Origin of the sequence: Prochlorococcus marinus subsp. pastoris str. CCMP1986 (genome assembly GCF_000011465.1) — a bacterium.
Lineage (GTDB): Bacteria > Cyanobacteriota > Cyanobacteriia > PCC-6307 > Cyanobiaceae > Prochlorococcus_A > Prochlorococcus_A pastoris.
In genome coordinates, this window is the sequence record NC_005072.1 from 1,521,333 (window position 1) to 1,539,707 (window position 18,375).

Sequence of the window (18,375 nt, forward strand, 5' to 3'; positions counted from 1 at the left end):
AAAATATCAAAAAATTATAAAACTTTATTAGTAGAAAATAATACTTTATTAATTAAGGATTCTGTAAAATCTTTACCAAATAAACTTGATAACATTGGCCTTGCTGGGTCATTATCCCTTCTATAGTTCAAATAATCATTTTGACCATTAATTAACTCTTGTTGTAAGCCGTGGCCAACTTCCTCACTTTCAAAAAGAGTTTTTAGATACAAATTTAAATATTCTTTGAATGAATCATAAAGCTGATTTTCTATCAAATTATCACTATCTTGATGCTTTGCTAATCTAGACCAAATCAATCCTGGGGAAAAAAATTTTGCTACATCTTCAGACATTTTTTCAGCTACAGGTAGAGATGAATGACATGATTTTTTAAGTTTTATTATTTGTTCTAGTAATTCAGAATTAAACTGATTTTCGACTTTTAAAGATGGCTGAAAATCTAAAACTAATAAATGACTAGTAGGTAAAGAAACAAAATCTACGCCTAGGAATGGAATGTTATAGGAAGTTTTTGGGATAATTAAAAAATTCAAAACAGAATAATTTGGACTATTTATACATACAGCTCTTGCGAAGTTAATCCTTTTTTGATGAGTTGCTCCCCATGTGAAAAGATTAATATTCTTTTTTGATTTTTTTGAACCATAGCTTGACTCTTTGTAAGAAAAATCAGAAGCTATTTTATGTTCGACGCAATGATAGTTGTCTAACTGAGAAATTAAGAATTTTATAAATTTAGCCCATCGCCATTCTTGGCTATAAAAAATAGTATTTTGAATTAACATTTATTTTAGAGGATTATGATTTAAAGTAAAAAGAAAATTATTAATAAAATTTTCAGTCCAGGTTTCACCAAAAAATGTTTTAAATAACTTGTCAGCAGGATCTTTTTCAGCACTATATTTATCGTAATCTATTTGATTATTTTTTATTTGTTCCAAATCCAAAAATTGATTATTTTGATGTAGTTTATTAATTGTTAAATAATTACTAACAAAGGAACAAAAAATATTATTTAAATCTCTATCAAGATTTAATTTATTACCTCTACAAATCATTACCCAGGGCGAAAAATATTTTTTTGAATCATATATATTCTTCATTTTATGATTATCAAATACAGAATACTGATTTTTTATAAAATCTAAACTTGAGCAATATTTCTGAAGATATTTTTTTTCCTGAATTAATGGTTGATAATCAAAAATAGCTAGTAATTTTTGAGAAGTTCCAAACCATAAAATATCAGCGCCTAATATAGGAAACTCACTTTTGAAATTTGGATAAGCAACAGTGTTAAAAACCTGGAGCTTATCTCCTCCATCTAATTTAGTAATTCTCCACTTTCTATATTGTTGGGATTCAAAAATCCAATTTTTAATAATATATTTCGAGTCTTTATTATGATGTTCTTTGAATTCTTTTGATATTTCTAATTCTTTACCATCTAAATCTTCAATATTGGTCTTCACAAAATTTTTTAATGATTCAAACATAGATATTAAGTTTCTGTACTCCCCTTCCTAACTTTCTTTGTAAGATAATTGAAGACTATTTTTCCTAATACTGCTATTAAGTTACCCTCAAGCTCCTTAAACATTTTCATATTATAAGTAAAAGCTTGGTTAGCTTCATCAATTATTTGATCAGCAATATTTTGATTTATCGGGAGCTGATTAAGAGTCTTAGAATATTCTTCTTTAAATTTTTTTTCATCGTCAATATTTTTAAATTCATAAAAGTTTAACCCGTTATCTCCATCTAAATTTAAAGCTTTTTTTGCTATTTTTTTTAAAATTTGGCCGCCAGATAAATCTCCTATATAACGGGTATAGTGATGGCCAACCAGTAATTCAGGAGATTTTTTTGCTACCAAGTGAATTCTGTTGACATATTCTTTCGCTGATTTAGAAATATTAATTTCCTTCTGCCAATTATCTCCAAAATAAAATTTGAGATCATTTTCAAGTGTTTCTTTTCTAAAAAGTGATTTAAAGCCGATATGTTTTATTACCGGATGTTCCTCTTGAACCAATCTCTCAATTTCTTCTTCCATTGCTTCATAAACAAAATATAAATCACTTATCAGTTTTCTGTAGGATTTTTTTTCAACAACGCCTTTCAAAAAACAAGCGACAAAGCCAGTATTTTCAGCCATAGTATGGGATTTCTTTGTCCCCTCTCTCAATTGTCCTGCAAGAGCAACTGCCATTTATCTTTTTTCGGAATTGTACATATATTTAATCTACAAGGAAAATATATAAAACAGCTAATTATTGTTACTAGTGGATGTTGTAGAGAATAAATTGTAAAGTTCTTTACAAACTAAAAAAAGATTATCCTTTTGTTCCTGCTGAGGTAAATGTGTCCCCGTCATCTCCCACTCCCCAATAGTAGCTACTCTCCATCTTTCAGCAGGAATTATCATTCCGCGCATTATTATTCCTAACAACTTAGGTACTCCATTTTCACAATTATTTTCAATTCTCAACTGAAGTAAAACTGCTCTACATTCTATACTTGGACTCCAACCTGGAAAATGGAAAGAAAAATCAAGGGTATCAAACCAATCTCTATCATTTGTTTTATCCCAAGGACTAAAATTAACACTGGCATCTGGGAAATATTTACGAAACAATGCTGCTGTAGTAGCTACCTTATTAGCTATTTCAAGATTGCTAACATTTGAACTTGCATTCATAAGCGGTAATAAACCTTTGATTGAAGTTGACATAATTTCTTCAACCTTGCTTATTAAATTCTTTTTCTTTTAACAAAGATGTTGAAATGCTGATTAACAACCTATTATCTATTCACATTTAAATAATTAATTTCTAGTTTTTAAAGAATATCCTTAATTTCAATTTAAGATACAAAAATATTTTATTAATTGACTTTTTTACTATTCAATCAAGTGCTATGCCTAAATTTGAAAAATTAAATTTACCAAAAGAAGGAGAGTTAATTACTTTTAATCAAGGTAAGCCTAATGTTCCTAATAATCCTATTGTCCCTTATATAAGAGGTGACGGTACTGGGGTAGATATTTGGCCAGCTACTCAACTTGTTCTTGATGAAGCAATAAAAAAAAGTTATGGAGATGAGAGAAAAATAAATTGGTTCAAAGTCTATGCTGGTGACGAAGCTTGTGAAATATACGGAACTTACAACTATTTACCACAGGATACTATTGAAGCAATAAGACACTTTGGAGTTGCAATTAAAGGCCCATTAACAACTCCTATAGGAGGGGGAATTAGATCTTTAAATGTCGCTTTAAGACAAATTTTTGACTTATATAGCTGCGTTAGACCTTGTAAATACTATTCAGGGACTCCTAGCCCTCATAAAAATCCACAAAATTTAGACGTAATTGTTTATAGAGAAAATACAGAAGATATTTATATGGGTATTGAATGGGAAGCCGATGATCATACATGCATTGATTTAATTAATCATCTAAATAATGTTGTCATTCCAAATAGCAAAAATTTAAAAAATAGATCAATACCGGACGGTTCAGGTATTGGGATAAAACCCGTAAGTAAGTTAGGAAGTCAAAGGCATATAAGAAAGGCCATAGAACATGCAAAAAGATTATCAGGAAATAAAAAGCATGTAACTCTTGTTCATAAAGGAAATATCATGAAATATACAGAAGGTGCATTTAGAGATTGGGGATATGAATTAGCAGTAAATGAATTCAGAGCAGACTGCATTACGGAAAGAGAAAGCTGGATTTTAGACAATATTCACAAAAATCCAGAAATTACAATCGAAAATAATGCCAGAAAGATAGAGCCAGGCTATGACAAGCTAACAAGTAATAAAAAAGCATTTATTTGCGAAGAAATAAAAGAAGTAATAGCCTCAATATCAAATTCTCATGGAAATAATAAATGGGAAGAACTCATTATGGTTGATGATCGAATTGCTGACAGTATTTTCCAACAAATTCAAACAAGGCCTCAAGAATATTCTATTCTTGCGACCTTGAACTTAAACGGAGATTATGTTTCTGATGCTGCTGCTGCAATTGTGGGAGGCCTAGGTATGGCTCCCGGAGCTAATATTGGAGATAATTCCGCAATTTTTGAAGCAACGCATGGAACAGCTCCAAAACATGCAGGATTAAACAAAATTAATCCGGGTTCGGTAATTCTTAGTGGAGTAATGATGCTTGAATATTTTGGTTGGAATGAAGCAGCGAAGCTGGTGACTTCTGGAATTAGTAAAGCTATTGAAGAAAAAAAAGTCACCTATGATCTAGCACGCTTAATGGAACCAAAGGTAGCACCACTATCCTGTAGTGGTTTTGCTGAAGCAATTATCTCAAATTTTTAATTGGAAGAATTGTTTTTATTTTCTAAAATTCTCCATACTTTTACCAATGAATCTTGGTTACCAATATTTCCAGGAAATGTCACGATTGGAAGATTCTCATCATTTTCAAGTTTAAAAGTAACTAAAGAAACCCCAGTAATTATTTGTCCTTGCAAATAAACATAATTTGCTTTAAATCCATTACTGAGAATTACATTTGACGTGATTCCCCCCTTAGATACTAAATACCCTATTTCATTTTTCAAATCTGAAACTAATTCAGAAATAAAATGAGCAAGAGAATTATTAAAATTTACTTGCTCATCGTTCCTAGCTAGAGAAACTTCTTTTCTTGAGGTAAATAAAACGGGAGTATTTTCTTGCTTTAATATAGATCTGATTTGCGCTAGTAATTTGTTTTTAAACACCTCCAATTGATCCTGATTACTTTTTAATTTAGAAATTTTGAGAAATTCAAAAACATCCAATTCTATTGGTATACAATCACTTATTTCTAAGAATTCCTTTAATTGCATTGTTGTAAGTTCTATATAAGATCCAATTACTAAAAATCCTGGAAGAAATTTTTTTTCACGATTTTTTCTTCTTATAAGGGAGTAAAAAAATGGTTCTTTAGGATTATCTTTTACAGCAGATATTGAACTTATAAAACTTGCAGCGGTCCTAAAGAGAAATTTCTTTTGTTTACTTAGTTTTTTTATTGATAATGAAAACTTTTGAAGTTGTGAATAATTCTCAATATCAACAATTACATGAGAATTTTCTTTTAAATTTCTGATCTTATTAAAAACAATATTTTTTTCTTTACTTTCAAGAACTTTTAATTCGGATATTTTTAAATTTTGAATATCATTAAATTTAATTTGAGATTTACATTTCTGAAATAATAATTGTTTGACATTACTTGTTTTGTATCCAAAAATTTTATCTTTGGCAAAAATCGTTTGACTTACTGGAACATTATCAACAAAATGCTCTCCATCAATTGTCTTTCTTTTACCTTCAATAAATGCTGGAATATGGAAGGTAGCATCAAAAGGTCCTAGACAATCGTTCATAATTTTAGGCTCTAAAAAATTATGACCACGAAGGGTGGAATCACCTCTACTTACAAAAATAAATTCCTCTTTATATGATTCCTTTGAGATAACTTTTTTTAGGGCATTACAAATTTCTACTAATCTTAATTTTGCGTCGTTTTCTGATAAAGACCTAGTATTAGCCAAAATGAAAAATAAATTAGATTTGCTTTGAAATCCTTTGATTAAAGTAGAATAATCCCATTTCAGAAGCAATAAACAATTATTTACTGTTTGAGAACCTGTTGGATCATCATCAATCACTATAACTTTCATAATTATCAGTAGTTACTTCAAAGTATTTATTAGTATTGAGGCATCTAGTATTTGGGAGGAATTTGGAGGAATCGAAATTTTCCTTAATCCATTAACTAAAGAATTGCGTGGACTAGTCCATGGCTCAAGACATACCATTTTCCTTGGAGGATCACTCCAAATCACACCCAAATCAAAAGGCGTAGGATGTATTAAAGTAACTTGTCTTTTAAAAAAATTATCTCGGAAAGAACTTCTTCCTGAGGTATACATAAGTAAATCAATTCCATTATTAATATTTTTTAACTCGTCAAAAGTATTTCTCAACAAATTATTTTTTTGATCCTGACAATTTAGCGGGTTATCTATAAAATTTAAGTTTTTAAAATCTGAAATATTAAAATAAGGATGCAATCCAAAATTTATTGGCATCTCAATATTAGTTTTATTCTTAATGTTAATAATAAATTTTAAGCAATTAATGTTTAAAGAAACCTCAATTTTGAGCTCAAAATTAAATGGATAAAAAGTTTTTGTTTTTTCAGTATCTTGTAAAATCAAACAAAGAGAATTTTTTTGCTCATTTAGGCAGTGTTGCCATTGTAAATTCCTTGCAAAACCATGTTGCATAAATGGCATATAATTTTTCCCAAATAAAGAATTTGGGATATCAAGATTTCCACAAATCGGAAACAGAATTGGGATTCCTCCTCTGATACTTTTTGTTTTATCAATAAATCTTTTTTGATCAAAATATAATATTTCTTTTCCTTCAGAAACCCAGTTGGTTATAAGCCCTCCTCTCTTTGGACAAAATTTAATATAATTTTTTTCGTCTAATTGAAAAACATAAATACCTTTTTTATTATCAACGGAATTAACTTTCACAAAAATTTCTCTACAAAGAATCAATCCAGTCAAGTATATGTTGATTAACTAATTCGGGGACTTCATCATGGGGGCAATGGCCAGCATCAAGAATTACTTCTTTAGTATTTTCAGGAGCATATTTTTTATAAAGAAGTCTTTTGCTTCCTGTGTTCATCCAAGGATCTTTACCTCCCCATAGGAGTAAAAGTGGAGATTTCAACTTTTTGAATAATTTATCAAATGGTTCTCCTTGGACACCTGCAGGATTGAAAACACTTTTAAAAACGTTAAAGGCACCTGGATCCAGTGAAGGTTTTCTTATTGAATCAATAAGATAATCATCAACATTAGTTTGGTTTTTATAAACATTGTTTAATGCTTTTTTTATATTGACTCTTCGTCTCATGCTTTCAAATATAGTTCTTTGAAGAAAAATATTGCCTCGCAAAAATGTTTCAAAAAAAGTTTTTAAAGATTTTTGTAAAAGGCTGTTATTTGATACTTTTTCTTCACTAAACATTCCAGCAGCGTTAAGTAACACTACTCCAGCAGATAATTCTTTTAGTTCTGCACTTGCTGCTAGAGATGCATAGCCACCTAAAGAATTCCCAACAATAAATGTTGGTTTTTTAATTACTTCTTTCACATATGTTGCAACTTGATCTTTCCAAAGATGACTTGAATACTGGACATCTGTTGGCTTGGGACTTTTTCCAAACCCCAAAAGATCTATTGCATGAACTTCATATTTATCACTCAAAACAGGGATATTAAAACGCCAATGATCAGTAGAAGCTCCAAAACCATGTATCAACAAAATTGCACATGATTTTGGATTTTCTTCTTTGGGTTTTACAGTAATAGTATGTATTGGATAGTTCAAAAAATTCCATGCATAATTTACCTCATCACTTATTAACACTGGTTTTTCCATTTAATTAAAAATTATATCTATCAATTCTAATAAAATTATTCGTTAAAGAAGACCTACTGGATCAGCCGCAACATCATCTGAAATTTTATTATCACCACCAGGGGGCTTATCTTTCAAAACAATTCTTAAGAGAACAGGAGCGAGGAATGTCGTTCCAATGACCATTAATAAAATTGCTGCCTCAAGGGATGGAGTTAAAAGCTTAGCGCTTGTTCCTAATCCAAGAAAAATTAATCCCACTTCTCCTCTAGGCATCATTCCTAAACCTACAACTAATCTATTTGTAGGCTTATCGCTTGAGAAAACCCATCCAGCAGCAATTTTTCCAATAATTGCCACAACTAATAAAAATCCTGCTACCACAAGAGCAGACCTACTTGCTGGATCAAGTGGATTAATAACTGATAAATCCATACCAGCCCCTACCAATACGAAAAAGATAGTCGCGAATAATGAAACCAATGGCAAAACTGATTGCTGGATAGCATGGTTATTTTTAGAACTACTAAGAATTAAACCCGCTGCAAAAGCACCTAAAGCTGCTTCAAGACCTATCGCTGTAGCGACAAAACAACATAAAACAAGTATCACAAAGGAGGCTACAACTACTGCTCCAGGTGCTTTCAATCTATCAAGAAGCCAATCAAAGCCAGGCGCTGCTGTACGACTTAATGCAATAGCAGCAATTACAAATACAACAGCTGCTGCGACTAATTTAACTATTGGGGCTATTTCTAAGGAACCTCCAGCAGCAAGAGCTACAACTACCGCAAGAATAACAATGCCTAAAATGTCGTCTAAAACTGCTGCTCCAATAACGATTTGACCTTCCCTAGTTTTTAAATATCCTAATTCACCAAAAACACTTGCTGTAATACCAATACTTGTAGCCGTCATTGATGCTCCTGCAAATACTGCTGGAATAAGATCAACTTGGAAAATAAACATTAATCCAAAAGTACCAAAAGCAAAAGGCAAAATTACCCCTGCCATAGCAACTGTAAAAGCTTGCGCACCGACAGCAACTAATTCCTCTAATTCACTTTCTAATCCTGTTAAGAAAAGAAGAGCGTATAATCCAAGTGTTGCTACAGCTTGAAGAGAAGGAAAACTCTCAAAATAGACATCAGGAACAACTTCTGGAGGTATTGATGCCAACGAACTTATTACGTTTACCAATCCTTGATTTAATTCTGTATGAGCAGAGGGTGGTATTAATAAATGGAAACCAGATGCTCCTATAACAACTCCTGCTAATAGCTCTCCAACAATTGTAGGTAAACTTAGTCTGACTAATACTTCCGCTAATGCTCTAGCAGCTAAAAATATCAATAGAAATCTAATTACTCCGATGAGCGTCTCAGCAACTTCTAAATCATGTGCACTTAATTCAGCAACTAAAGGATACATTTTAAATGCGAGAAAAATTAAACTATCTAATTGGAAGATAGTTTATGGAGGGCCCACTTTACCAAGTATGTAAAAAAAAGCAAAAATACTCAACAAGTGTGGATCTGAAGTTACAACAAAGAATTTATAAAAAAACTGGCTAATGTCATATATATGTCAAATCTAATGAACTCCAACGAACCCTTTGATCTACGCTTGCCTACTCCAGGCTGCTATTTAGATCCTGAGAAAGCTGGCATGGATTCTGATGCGCTCTTCAAAGGAATGACAGAGCACTTATTCTTTACTCTTGGCAAATTAGCAACTTCCGCTAGTCCTCATGACTTGTATATGGCGCTGAGTTACGCGGTAAAAGATAGATTAATGACAAGATATTTAGCCAGTCAAGAAGTAATAAGAAAAAAACCTCAAAAAACAGTCGCTTACTTATCAGCAGAATTTTTAATCGGCCCACAATTAAGTAATAATTTACTAAATCTTGGCATAACAAAAGAAGCAGAAGATGCCTTAAAAAGGTTTGGAATTGAATCACTATCAACGATTCTTGAAGTTGAAGAAGAGCCAGGCCTTGGTAATGGTGGTCTTGGAAGACTTGCAGCTTGTTATATGGAGTCTTTAGCTTCCTTACAAGTTCCTGCAGTTGGTTATGGTATTAGATATGAATTCGGAATATTTAACCAGTTAATACGAGATGGTTGGCAAGTTGAGGTTACTGATAAATGGCTCAAAGGTGGTTGGCCATGGGAATTACCTCAACCTGATGAATCATGTTTTGTTGGTTTTGGAGGACGAACTGAAAGTTATAGAGACGATAAAGGTAAATATCGATCAAGATGGGTTCCCTCAGAACATGCAATTGGTGTTCCTCATGATGTTCCAGTATTAGGCTACAGAGTAAATACCTGTGACAGATTAAGATTATGGAGAGCTGATGCAACAGAGAGTTTTGATTTTTATGCTTTCAATATTGGTGATTATTATGGTGCGGTAGAAGAAAAAGTTGCCTCTGAAACTCTATCTAAAGTCCTTTATCCAAATGATGGAACTGATGAAGGGAGAAGATTAAGGCTCAAACAACAACACTTCTTTGTCAGTTGTTCTCTCCAAGATATGTTGAGAAGTCTGGAAAAAAGATCTATCCCAGTAACAGAATTTGCAAATCATTGGACTGTTCAATTAAATGATACTCATCCAGCAATTGCTGTTGCCGAGTTAATGCGTCTGTTAATTGATCAGTATCAAATAGGTTGGGACAAAGCATGGAATATAACTACTTCATCAGTAGCATATACAAACCATACATTGCTTCCTGAAGCATTGGAGAAATGGGATTTAAGTCTATTTAGTGATTTACTTCCCCGTCATTTAGAAATTATTTATGAAATAAATTGGAGGTTCTTACAACAATTAAGACTTCGTTACCCAGGTGATGACAAGATTCTTCAAAAGCTTTCTATTATTGATGAAGAAGGTTCCAAGTCAGTGAGAATGGCACATTTAGCTACTATCGGAGCTCATCATATTAATGGTGTTGCTGCACTTCACTCTGACCTAATAAAAAGACAACTTCTCCCAGAGTTTGCAGAACTATGGCCTGAAAAATTTACTAATGTAACTAACGGAGTAACTCCTAGAAGATGGGTTGCATTAGCAAATCCATCTTTATCTAATTTGTTAGAAAAAGAAGTTGGTCCAGATTGGATTACGAATATGGAACTACTTAAAAAATTAGAAAATAAGAAAGATGATGCAAATTTTCTTCAAGAATTTGAGGAAACTAAATTGCGTGGAAAACGAAAGCTAGCAAGTTTTATTCATACAAAAACAGGAATACTTGTTGATCCATCAAGTCTTTTTGACGTCCAAGTTAAAAGGATCCATCAATATAAAAGACAACATTTAAACGCTCTGCAAATTATTGCTCAGTATCTAAGAATCAAAAATGGTACAAGTAACTATAAAGCTCCGAGGACAGTTATTTTTGGAGGAAAGGCTGCTCCAGGTTACTTTATGGCTAAATTAATTATCAGGTTTATTAATGGCATCGCTGATGTAGTTAATTCAGATCCTGATATGGAAGGACTTTTAAGAGTAGTTTTCTTACCTGACTATAATGTCAAACTTGGTGAAATAGTTTATCCAGCAACAGACCTTTCTGAGCAAATTTCAACTGCTGGTAAAGAAGCATCAGGAACAGGAAATATGAAATTTGCAATGAATGGAGCTTTAACTATAGGAACTCTTGACGGAGCAAATGTAGAGTTAAGAGATCTTGTTAAAAAAGAAAATTTCTTCCTTTTCGGAAAGACTGAAAGTGAAATAATGCATTTAAAAAATAATAGTTATTCTCCCAAGACTTTCATTGAAAAATGTCCTGAGTTACAAGAAGTAATTCGTTTAATCGAAATTGGCCATTTTAGTAATGGAGATAAAGAATTATTCAAACCTTTATTAAATAGTTTGACTGGAAATGATCCATTTTTCGTAATGGCTGATTTCGAAGACTATTTAAACAAGCAAGATGAAGTAAGTAACTTCTGGAATAATAAAAAAGCGTGGAATAAAATGGCTCTACTAAATACTGCAAGATCAGGATATTTTTCTTCAGACAGATCTATAAGAGAATATTGCGAATCGATTTGGAAAGTTTCACCTATGCCAGTAGAAATTACATGTGATATTGAAGAAATAACTACTTAAAGTTATTCTTATAAGGTAAACTTGGTATTTGAATAAATAATCAATTCAATATTAATTTATCAATATTTAGTAGATCAGGAGCAAATTTTTGAAATTTATTTAAATTCTAGTCACACATTTTTAGCAACTTTAATATCAAAAATTTTCTCCATTAAAGCTTCAATAGAGTATGAATAAGCATTTACATTTTCAAGTTCTTCTATTGCATCTATAAATTCTATATCAGAAATATGTTTATTATTTTCAAAAGATTTATTATAAAAATCCTTATCAGATAATTGATTATATAATATTTCTATACCTTTGCTGCAAAGAGTAATAGAAGAATGGATAGAAGCCCAGTTAAATTATTGTTGTTGTTTAAATGTAGGAAATTCTCGAATAAAAGATAATGTACTTTGATAAAATTTCTGATAATCAGGGGATTGACATAGTTCTTCTTTCAAAAGAATAAATAACTCTAATTCATATCAATGCATTATTTAGGCACAATTGTAGGCCCATCAAATAATTCGTCATTTTCATCGAGAGAGTCTGGACTATCAGGTAAAGGAATTTCAATACTAGTCACCAAATTAATAACATCTCTTAATCTCATTGAATCTGCAAACCATCCCATTGCTTGTTCAGCATCTCCTCTCTTTTCAGCATCATTTGCTTGATCTTCATGAGCTTCTGCTAATAAAGAAAGCCAACAAAGGCATCTTGCTTGAACTATTGACAGATCTAGATCATTAGGTTGAGATTTAGAAATACGCTCATGCTCTTGCTGAATTAAGAGTTTTAAACGCATATCGTGCAGCTTAGCCATAAAAGCTTAATTACTAATTACACGCTAGCTAGAGAGTGGTAAATATGCACGCATACTACATATAGTTTATCAACTGAAACGGGACTGGAGGGAATCGAACCCACGACCTACGGTTTAGGAAACCGTCGCTCTATCCTACTGAGCTACAGCCCCAAGAGATGTTTTTTGGGTAAATAAGCATTATGCTAAATGAAAGCAGGAGAGGCAATCGCAAAAATGTTTTATTTTGTTTTGAAAATAAATCTTTTTGAGGAAAGTCCGGGCTCCCATATGGTCAGGCTTGCTGGGTAATTCCCAGTGCGGGTAACCGTGAGGATAGTGCCACAGAAACATACCGCCTAATACTTTATGTATGGCAAGGGTGCAAGGGTGCGGTAAGAGCGCACCAGCAACATTGAGAAGTGTTGGCTAGGTAAACCCCGGCTGGGTGCAAGGCTAAGTAGATTTATGACCATTAAAAAATCTACTTTTAAGCGCCGCTTGAGGCTGTGAAGTAATTCCAGTCCTAGATAGATGATTGCCCATCTTATTAAGATGAACAGAACCCGGCTTATGACCTGCTTTCTACTTAATGAAAAAACTTAATTTATATGGACACCTTAATTGATGACAAAAGACTTGAACAAATTATTAAGTTTTTAAATTCGCTTGAAATAAACTCAAAAAGATTTATCAAAATTATCAACGAAAAAGATAAATTAATACTTCATACTTTCAATGAAGCATTAACACATTCCTCCGCAAACAATATAGTTAATTATGAAAAATTGGAATTCTTTGGGGATGCTGTTCTCAGATTATCAGCATCAGATTTTATTGAGAGAACATATAAAAGCATGAGTGTAGGTTCTAGATCAGAACTAAGATCTCAAATAGTAAGTGATGAATGGTTAACTGAATTAGGTAAAAAAATATTTATAGAAAAAGTAATAATAAAAGGACCAAAAGCAATGGGTGATGAGAATTCAAAAGATACCATAATTGCTGAAACTAGTGAAGCATTAATAGGCGCAATATATAAGTGTTTTAATTCAATAAATGAAGTCAATATTTGGTTAGATAATTTCTGGAAAAAAGATGCCGAATTATATTTACAAGCACCACATAAATATAATGCCAAGTCAGCTTTACAAGAATGGTGTCAAAGCCAAGGATTTGATTTACCTATTTATAAAATATATGAAGTATCAAAAAATCACGGAGACCCGAAAAGATTCTCTTGTGAAATATACATAAATGGATCTAAAAAAGCTTTCAGCTTTGGGCATTCTCATAAAAAAGCTGAAAAAAATGCTGCAAGTATTCTGATACAAAAGATTTTCCAGAAAAAGAAAAATTAATTATTCAAACAAGTTCCAAATTATTTAATTGAAATGTTACTAACTTATCCCAATTACCTCCCTCAAAAAGAACAGCTGCCGTTTTATTAGTTACTCTTTGTACAAATCCTTTATAACCTCTATAAATAGAATTAACATCTTTAACAACTACTATAGAACCGGGGAGTATTGGTTTATTCGAAAATTCCATAGAAATAAATTACATATAAACTATGATAAATCATAATGAGTGGTTAATTGTTGGCTTAATAACATCTCCTCAAGGCATTAATGGAAAAATCAAGATTAAGTCTCTAAGTGATTTTGAAGAAAGATTTACGAAGCCTGGTAAAAGATGGATACAAAAAGGCAACGAGACTCCTATAGAATTCGAGCTTACGCATGGTTTTAAAAAACCAGGTAAAGAATCATTCATAATTACATTTAAAGGGATAAATAATAGAACTCAAGCAGAAAATTTAAAGGGACAAAAAATCCTCGTGAAAGTTGATGCAATTCCAAAATTGAGTCATGGAGAATATCACTTAACCGAACTAATAAATTTAAATGTCAAAATTTCAGAAAATAACCAATTACACATAATTGGAAAAGTTATTAACTTATCTAACGAGAAAAATAATTTACTTGTAATTCAACTTTTGAAAAATAATAAAGAGGTTCTTATACCATTTGTTAAAGAAATAGTTCCAATAGTAGATATTAAAAAAAATTTTATATTACTTACTCCTCCTTCAGGTCTGTTAGAGTTATAAACTTCCCTTTTTTTAAATGTTTACTCTACTGTTACGCTTTTAGCTAGATTCCTTGGTTGATCAACATCAAGTCCTCTATGAGAAGCAATGTGATAACTCAATAATTGAAGAGGAACAATCGCAAGAAGAGGTGAAATCCATTCATTTGTTGAAGGTATGGTCATTAAATAATCAAATATTTCAGTCCCATTACATTGAGGGGCAACACCAATTAAATAAGCATCTCTCGCTTTTGCTTCTTGAGCATTACTAATTACCTTATCAAAGACTTGCCCTGGAGTAGCTATTGAAATTACAGGTACTTTTTTATCAAGTAAAGCTATTGGCCCATGCTTCATTTCCCCAGCAGGATAACCTGCAGCATTAATATAACTAATTTCCTTCAACTTCAGAGCTCCCTCAAGAGCAATGGGATAATTTATTCCTCTTCCTAAAAAAATAACATCTTTAATATTAAAAAAATCATGTGCAAGTTTTTCAGAAGATTCATTATGTTTTTCCAAAAGTTCTTCAACTAATCCAGGTAATTTAGTTAATTCTAAAACTAATTGATTAATATTTTCATTACTTTGACTTCCTTTAATTTGAGCGAATTTTATAGCTAATCCATAAAAAGAAAGAAGTTGCGCAAAGAAAGTTTTTGTAGCAGCAACACCAATTTCAATTCCAGCACTAATATCAATAATATTTGGTATTTGTCTACCAATTGAGCTTTCCACTCTGTTCGTAATAGCAATTAAATTTGGTTTAAAGCTTCTATCTCCTATTGAAGATCTCCTCTTAATTTCCATACTTATAGCCGCAATAGTATCGGCAGTTTCACCTGACTGAGTCACTCCTATTGTTAAGGTATTACAGAGTAATGGTGGTGGGGAGTATCTAAACTCACTCGCAAAAAAAACATTTGTTGGTATGCCTGAGAATTGTTCTAATAAAAATTTACCCACCATTGCAGAATGCTTACTCGTACCACAAGCAACAATATCTATTCTTTCAATAGAGTTTAAAAAATCTGTATCAAAGGAGTAATTAATTTGAAATTGATCAGTCTTTAAATCTTTAATTAAATATTTTTCTAGCCAATATTTAGCTATATCAGGCTGGTCATAGATTTCCTTTAACATATAGTGTTTAAAATTTTTTTTATCACTTACTTGGTCTGCAGTTTGTAGAGAAATTGGATTTCGATATTGTCTCTCGTTATTAGAATCATAAATTTCTATTCCTAAAGGAGTCAAAAGAGCTATTTCCTCATCCTCCAAAGGTAAAATAATTTTTGTAAAATCCGCTATTGCTGGCGTATCACTTGCACAAATAAATTCTCCTTCCCCTAATCCAATTATTAAAGGTGCCTGCTTCCTAGCAACAACTAATGCTTCAGGTGCACCTGACCATAATACTGCTAATGCATATGATCCTTCTAAATCGGAGATTACGTTTCTTAATGCTACTAATAAAGTTGAACCGTTACTTTCAAGCTTTAATTGCCTTAAAGCCAATAATTCTTTTTGTATTAAGTGTGGTATGACTTCTGTATCAGTATCAGAATTAAACACAATTCCTTCTTTTTGTAATTTAATTTTTAATTCCTGATAATTTTCAATAATCCCATTTTGGACAACTGCGACCTCTCCTGAACTATCAATATGGGGATGTGCATTTTTAACCTCTGGTTTTCCGTGAGTAGCCCAACGTGTATGACCTATTCCCACAGTGCCAGGTATTTCGATATTTTTTAAGTTATTTTTTAAATTTTTAAGTTTTCCTTCCGCTTTATTACAAGATACATTCTTTGTTTCAGAGTTAATTATGGCAATACCTGCTGAATCATACCCTCTGTATTCAAGTTTTTCTAATCCATTAATAAGTAATGGTAATGCTTTTTTATAACCGGTAACAGCAACAATTCCGCACATATAAATAATTTTCTTCAATTATATTGAATAAAATTAAGTATTTAATAAGACATGGACTCTCTTCCAACTGCACTATAAAAATTAATAAGCTAAGCCCATACTTCTTGACGTTTCATCACCTAAATAAACCCTGATACTTAAAAAATCTGTTGGGCATGCTGTTTCACACCTTTTACATCCAACGCAGTCCTCTGTCCTAGGAGATGAAGCTATTTGGCCGGCTTTACAACCATCCCATGGAACCATTTCCAGAACATCTAGTGGGCATGCCCTTACACATTGGGTACATCCAATGCATGTGTCATAAATCTTAACTGCGTGTGACATGTAAAAATTGTCTTTGAGAACCTCACAATATAATACTATTGTCTTACAAAGAAATTAAAAAAATTAAGATATGCTTCACTCTTGTTAACTCTAGGGCATAAAATCAAGTAGATAATTAGTAAATTCCATAAACTATGTCACAAGAAGAAATCCTTCAAAAAGTATGCTCTATTGTTTCTGAGCAACTAAGTGTTGAATCAGCCGAAGTAAAATCTGATTCAAACTTTCAAAATGATTTAGGTGCAGACTCCCTAGACACCGTAGAGCTAGTTATGGCTCTTGAAGAAGCATTTGATATCGAGATACCTGATGAAGCAGCTGAAGGTATCGCAACAGTAGGAGATGCTGTTAAATTCATCGAAGAAAAAAAAGGTTAATTTAGAATGCCAAATTTCCATCGAGTAGTTATTACCGGTATAGGGGCAGTAACCCCAATTGGTAACAACATTGATGAATATTTACTCGGCCTACAAAAGGGGTCAAATGGAGTTTCAGATATTACTCTCTTTAATCCTGAACAACATCCCTGCAAGTTTGCAGCAGAAGTTAAAAATCTTCAATCCGAAAATTTTATTGAACCTAAAGAATCTAAAAGATGGGATCGATTTTCACAATTTGGAGTAATAGCTGCAAAGCAAGCTTTCAATGATTCTGGACTTGAAATAACTGAAGACAATGAATCAAGAATTGGAGTAATAATTGGCTCTGGTGTTGGAGGCTTACTTACAATGGAAAGTCAAGCTCAAATATTGAGTCATAAAGGCCCAAAAAGAGTAAGCCCCTTTACAGTTCCAATGATGATACCCAACATGGCGACAGGGCTTGCTGCTATTGCGTTAGGAGCAAAAGGTCCAAGCTCTGCTGTATCTACCGCCTGTGCTGCTGGATCAAATGCTATTGGAGACTCTTTTAGATTGTTACAGCTGGGGAAAGCAGATGCGATGATTTGCGGAGGGGCAGAGGCAAGTATAACTCCTCTTGGAGTAGCAGGTTTTGCAAGCGCTAAAGCACTCTCTTTTAGAAATGACAGTCCTCAAACTGCAAGTAGACCTTTTGATGCTGAGAGGGATGGATTTGTGATTGGAGAAGGATCTGGGATTCTTGTTCTAGAAACTTTTGAAAGTGCAAAAAAAAGAGGCGCAAAAATTTATGCTGAAATTATTGGTTATGGGTCAACTTGTGATGCTCATCACATTACTTCGCCTTCTCCAGGGGGAACTGGAGGGGCAGAAGCAATCAAGCTAGCCATTGATGATAGTTCAATTAACCTTGATCAGGTTGATTACATAAATGCTCATGGAACTAGCACTACAGCAAATGACAAAAATGAAACTTCTGCAATTAAATCCATATTTAAAGACAGATCTTACCTCATTCCTGTAAGCTCTACTAAGTCGATGACTGGTCATCTCTTAGGGGGTTCAGGAGGTATAGAAGCTGTAGCTTGTATTCTTTCTTTGACACATAATTTTGTCCCTCCTACAATAAACTACGTCAATCCTGATCCAGACTGCGATCTTGATTATGTACCAAATAATGCTAGAGATGCTCAAATAAGAGTTGCTCTTTCTAATTCATTCGGCTTTGGTGGTCACAACGTTTGTCTAGCATTTAGCAAACTTGATTGATGAAAA

The 18,375-nt window shown here is 32.5% G+C and carries 18 protein-coding genes, 1 tRNA gene and 1 other RNA gene; 7 read left to right on the top strand and 13 right to left on the bottom strand.

All coding sequences use genetic code 11. The annotated features are described in order from the left end of the window. Positions 1-14: 14 nt before the first annotated feature. The 4 genes from TX50_RS08520 to TX50_RS08535 are packed head-to-tail and all read right to left on the bottom strand — an operon-like array spanning position 15 to position 2,737. On the bottom strand, positions 15-788 hold the full coding sequence (locus TX50_RS08520) for a phycoerythrobilin:ferredoxin oxidoreductase (protein WP_011133220.1): 774 nt from the start codon (positions 786-788) through the stop codon (positions 15-17). Further along, the gene (locus tag TX50_RS08525) at positions 789-1,499 is read right to left on the bottom strand and encodes a 15,16-dihydrobiliverdin:ferredoxin oxidoreductase (RefSeq protein ID WP_011133221.1); all 711 of its coding nucleotides are present in this window, start codon (positions 1,497-1,499) and stop codon (positions 789-791) included. Positions 1,500-1,504: 5 nt separating this feature from the next. Beyond that, positions 1,505-2,215: a heme oxygenase (biliverdin-producing) gene (locus tag TX50_RS08530; RefSeq protein WP_011133222.1), complete on the bottom strand. Its 711-nt coding sequence runs from the start codon at positions 2,213-2,215 to the stop codon at positions 1,505-1,507. A 57-nt stretch (positions 2,216-2,272) separates the two neighbouring features. Further along, complete coding sequence (locus TX50_RS08535; RefSeq protein ID WP_011133223.1) at positions 2,273-2,737, bottom strand: hypothetical protein; 465 nt, start codon at positions 2,735-2,737, stop codon at positions 2,273-2,275. A 185-nt stretch (positions 2,738-2,922) separates the two neighbouring features. Here TX50_RS08535 and TX50_RS08540 point away from each other — a divergent pair, with 185 nt between their 5' ends. Further along, positions 2,923-4,347 (top strand): NADP-dependent isocitrate dehydrogenase, encoded by a 1,425-nt coding sequence (locus TX50_RS08540; protein ID WP_011133224.1) that lies wholly within the window; start codon positions 2,923-2,925, stop codon positions 4,345-4,347. Here the strand turns inward: TX50_RS08540 and TX50_RS08545 are convergent. From TX50_RS08545 to TX50_RS08560, 4 genes are read right to left on the bottom strand one after another with little or no spacing between them, the layout of a single operon-like run. Further along, positions 4,344-5,702, bottom strand: coding sequence for a four-carbon acid sugar kinase family protein (locus TX50_RS08545; protein ID WP_011133225.1), 1,359 nt, complete (start codon positions 5,700-5,702; stop codon positions 4,344-4,346). The genes TX50_RS08540 and TX50_RS08545 overlap by 4 nt on opposite strands. Before the next feature lie 12 nt (positions 5,703-5,714). After that, complete coding sequence (locus tag TX50_RS08550; RefSeq protein ID WP_011133226.1) at positions 5,715-6,569, bottom strand: galactose mutarotase; 855 nt, start codon at positions 6,567-6,569, stop codon at positions 5,715-5,717. 10 nt (positions 6,570-6,579) lie between these two features. Further along, positions 6,580-7,485, bottom strand: a complete 906-nt coding sequence (locus TX50_RS08555; RefSeq protein ID WP_011133227.1) for an alpha/beta fold hydrolase — start codon at positions 7,483-7,485, stop codon at positions 6,580-6,582. Between the two features lie 42 nt (positions 7,486-7,527). Continuing rightward, on the bottom strand, positions 7,528-8,895 hold the full coding sequence (locus tag TX50_RS08560; RefSeq protein WP_011133228.1) for a cation:proton antiporter: 1,368 nt from the start codon (positions 8,893-8,895) through the stop codon (positions 7,528-7,530). A 153-nt stretch (positions 8,896-9,048) separates the two neighbouring features. Between TX50_RS08560 and TX50_RS08565 the strand changes: the two genes are divergently transcribed. Further along, positions 9,049-11,595 (top strand): glycogen/starch/alpha-glucan phosphorylase, encoded by a 2,547-nt coding sequence (locus tag TX50_RS08565; protein WP_011133229.1) that lies wholly within the window; start codon positions 9,049-9,051, stop codon positions 11,593-11,595. 478 nt (positions 11,596-12,073) lie between these two features. On the opposite strand, the gene TX50_RS08570 is transcribed toward TX50_RS08565, so the two are convergent. Beyond that, a complete protein-coding gene (locus TX50_RS08570) occupies positions 12,074-12,406 on the bottom strand; it encodes a hypothetical protein (RefSeq protein WP_011133230.1) in 333 nt (110 codons plus the stop codon). A 79-nt stretch (positions 12,407-12,485) separates the two neighbouring features. After that, positions 12,486-12,559 (bottom strand) — tRNA-Arg (locus tag TX50_RS08575). Positions 12,560-12,597: 38 nt separating this feature from the next. On the opposite strand from TX50_RS08575, the gene rnpB reads away from it, so the two are divergent. Together rnpB and TX50_RS08580 are read left to right on the top strand one after the other, a co-directional pair. After that, an RNA gene (rnpB, locus tag TX50_RS09220) (RNase P RNA component class A) lies at positions 12,598-12,975 on the top strand. A 21-nt stretch (positions 12,976-12,996) separates the two neighbouring features. Beyond that, entirely contained in the window at positions 12,997-13,746 is a 750-nt protein-coding gene (locus TX50_RS08580) for a ribonuclease III family protein (RefSeq protein WP_011133231.1), read from the top strand. A 4-nt stretch (positions 13,747-13,750) separates the two neighbouring features. Here the strand turns inward: TX50_RS08580 and TX50_RS08585 are convergent, their stop codons facing one another. After that, on the bottom strand, positions 13,751-13,936 hold the full coding sequence (locus TX50_RS08585; protein ID WP_011133232.1) for an NAD(P)H dehydrogenase subunit NdhS: 186 nt from the start codon (positions 13,934-13,936) through the stop codon (positions 13,751-13,753). A gap of 22 nt (positions 13,937-13,958) precedes the next feature. Between TX50_RS08585 and rimM the strand changes: the two genes are divergently transcribed. Next, the gene (gene rimM / locus TX50_RS08590; protein ID WP_011133233.1) at positions 13,959-14,498 is read left to right on the top strand and encodes a ribosome maturation factor RimM; all 540 of its coding nucleotides are present in this window, start codon (positions 13,959-13,961) and stop codon (positions 14,496-14,498) included. Positions 14,499-14,518: 20 nt separating this feature from the next. Here rimM and glmS read toward each other — a convergent pair whose 3' ends face one another. Continuing rightward, positions 14,519-16,414: a glutamine--fructose-6-phosphate transaminase (isomerizing) gene (glmS, locus tag TX50_RS08595; protein WP_011133234.1), complete on the bottom strand. Its 1,896-nt coding sequence runs from the start codon at positions 16,412-16,414 to the stop codon at positions 14,519-14,521. 81 nt (positions 16,415-16,495) lie between these two features. Further along, the gene (psaC, locus tag TX50_RS08600; RefSeq protein ID WP_007099573.1) at positions 16,496-16,741 is read right to left on the bottom strand and encodes a photosystem I iron-sulfur center protein PsaC; all 246 of its coding nucleotides are present in this window, start codon (positions 16,739-16,741) and stop codon (positions 16,496-16,498) included. 134 nt (positions 16,742-16,875) lie between these two features. On the opposite strand from psaC, the gene acpP reads away from it, so the two are divergent. Continuing rightward, positions 16,876-17,118: an acyl carrier protein gene (gene acpP / locus TX50_RS08605; RefSeq protein ID WP_011133235.1), complete on the top strand. Its 243-nt coding sequence runs from the start codon at positions 16,876-16,878 to the stop codon at positions 17,116-17,118. 6 nt (positions 17,119-17,124) lie between these two features. Then, positions 17,125-18,369 (top strand): beta-ketoacyl-ACP synthase II, encoded by a 1,245-nt coding sequence (gene fabF, locus TX50_RS08610; protein ID WP_011133236.1) that lies wholly within the window; start codon positions 17,125-17,127, stop codon positions 18,367-18,369. The last annotated feature ends 6 nt before the right edge of the window (positions 18,370-18,375 follow it).